At 40.4% G+C, this 2,251-nt stretch carries 3 protein-coding genes; 2 read left to right on the forward strand and 1 reads right to left on the reverse strand.

Annotated elements, in window-relative coordinates:
• Window positions 1-32: 32 nt before the first annotated feature.
• A complete protein-coding gene (locus tag HYU07_07920) occupies window positions 33-533 on the reverse strand; it encodes a (d)CMP kinase (protein ID MBI2130125.1) in 501 nt (166 codons plus the stop codon).
• 90 nt (window positions 534-623) lie between these two features.
• Between HYU07_07920 and HYU07_07925 the strand changes: the two genes are divergently transcribed.
• A complete protein-coding gene (locus HYU07_07925) occupies window positions 624-1,283 on the forward strand; it encodes a ribonuclease HII (protein MBI2130126.1) in 660 nt (219 codons plus the stop codon).
• A 56-nt stretch (window positions 1,284-1,339) separates the two neighbouring features.
• The coding region (locus HYU07_07930; protein MBI2130127.1) for an AAA family ATPase at window positions 1,340-2,251 on the forward strand (912 nt) is incomplete at its 3' end.

The following is a 2,251-nucleotide window of genomic DNA, read 5'->3' on the forward strand; positions in this document are numbered from 1 at the left end:
CAAAATCCAAAAGGATGAAATTCTTCCCCCCGCTATTCTTTTTTCAGCCTTTCCACGATCTCTTCTGCAACACCATCGATCTCATAATCTTCACCAAGATCCAGGATTACATCAGCATACTTCCTGTAAAGCGGCAGCCTTTCCTCAAAAAGCTTCTTTAATCCTTTCCCCTTCAGCCCGACTATTCCTCTTATAAAACGATTTGGCACTCTATCAACTGTCTTGAAAGGGGCATTCATGAATACAACAGCAGACATTCTCTTCAAAAAATCCATTGCCCTGTCAGAATAAGCAGCGCTGCCTCCTGGTGAAATTACGCAGTTATTCAGCTTGCCCAGACCCAGAATTGCTTTTTCTTCAATCTTCATAAACTCCTCATCTCCAAATTTGTCAATTATCTGCTGCAGCTTCAGGCCGGAATTATTTTCAATTATTTCACCAACATCTATAAAATTGTAATTAAGCTTTTTTGCCAGCGCGCTCCCCACTTTGCTCTTTCCGACTCCCGCCATTCCGATCAAAGTTATGTTCATTTCGTATCTTTTCTAAAACAAGATATTTAAATTTATTGTATCCTATCACATAATAAAAAACTATTTAAACACTTGCCCTTATCCTCACTTATGATAATCTGCGGTGTTGAAGAGGCTGGGCGCGGCCCTGTTATAGGCCCCATGGTTATGTGCGGCCTGGCTGTTGATGAAAACAAGCTTCAGCGATTAAAGGATATTGGTGTAAAGGACTCAAAGCTTCTTTCGCCTCATGAAAGAAACCATCTCTTTGATAAAATTCTTGAGCTTGCAGACAGCTGCGAAATAACAGTAATCCCTCCTGAAGAAATAGACCGCGCAGTAGGAAGGGAAGAAGACATCAATTTGAACTGGCTCGAAGCAAGAAAAACTGCCGATATGATCAACAAAATATCCCCTGACAAGGTCTACCTGGACTGCCCTTCGCCTAATTGTGAGAAATACAAAGAGTACATTAAAAAATTATTAAAAAATAAAGCGCCTGAAATCATAGCGGAGCACAAGGCAGATGTCAACTATCCGATTGTCGGAGCAGCATCAATAATTGCAAAAGTAACAAGAGACAAGGAGATAGACGCCTTAAAAAAGAGATTCAAGGTTGATTTTGGCTCAGGCTACCCTGCAGATCCATTTACAGCCCAATTCCTTAAGGAAAACTATGCAAAATACCCTTTTTTCAGGAAAAGCTGGTCATGCTACAAGGATGCAGCTGCGCAGAAGAACCAGAAAAAGCTTTTTGAGTTCAGAGGCTAAATAGTAAGTTTTAAATAGAGTTTGCTTTAATCAAGACCAGCAAAGAGGGCGATAAATTGACAAAAATCAACAAAATAGTTATGCACGGCTTTAAGTCATTTGCAAAGCACACAGAGCTTGAATTCGGAGAGAAATTCAACTGCATCCTTGGCCCAAACGGAGCAGGCAAATCCAATGTTCTGGATGCCCTCTGCTTTGTATTGGGCAAATCATCAAGCAAATCATTAAGGGCTGAAAAATCTTCTGATTTCATCTATAACGGGTGGAAAACAAAAAAAGCATCGCCTTATGCGGAAGTTTCCATTTATTTCGACAACAGCAAAAAGACATTCCCGTCCAATGAGAGAGAAGTAAAGATATCCAGGATTGTAAAGCAGAACGGCCAGAGCAAATATAAAATCAATGACAAGACAATGACAAGGCAGCAGGTCTTAGACCTACTCAACATGGCAAGAATCGATCCGGATGGCTACAATATTGTTCTTCAGGGCGATATTGTCAGATTTACAGAGATGCCGACCGAGGAAAGAAGAAAGATCATAGAAGAAATCGCCGGAATCTCAGTTTACGAGGATAAAAAGCATAAGGCTGAGCTTGAGCTTCAGAAGGTGGACGAGAGGCTTAATGAAGCAAATGTTATTCTTAAGGAAAGGGAGACCTATCTCAAGGAGCTGAAAAAAGACAGAGACCAGGCATCGAAGTATAAAGAATTGAATGACAAGATAAGGCAAAATAAGGCAACCTACATTTACATCCAGATTGAAAGGGAAAATAAGAGGAAAAAAGAGCTTGATGAAAAAATCCTGAAGCACAGGGAGCAGGTGGAAGCTCTGCAGAGGAATATTTCCAATCTGAAGAATGACATTCTAGACAAGGAAGCAGAGATAAAAAAAATAACAGAAGAAGTTGAAAAGCGCGGCTATAAGGATTCTCTTGATTCAGAAATACAGCAGCTTAAAGTGGACACA

The sequence above is a fragment of the Candidatus Woesearchaeota archaeon genome (assembly GCA_016180285.1).
Classification (GTDB): Archaea; Nanobdellota; Nanobdellia; order Woesearchaeales; family JACPBO01; genus JACPBO01.

Bases quoted from the DNA above. Each gene is read 5' to 3' on its own strand.
- HYU07_07920 (MBI2130125.1), bottom strand. From the start codon at position 533: ATGAACATAACTTTGATCGGAATGGCGGGAGTCGGAAAGAGCAAAGTG.
- HYU07_07925 (MBI2130126.1), top strand. From the start codon at position 624: ATGATAATCTGCGGTGTTGAAGAGGCTGGGCGCGGCCCTGTTATAGGC.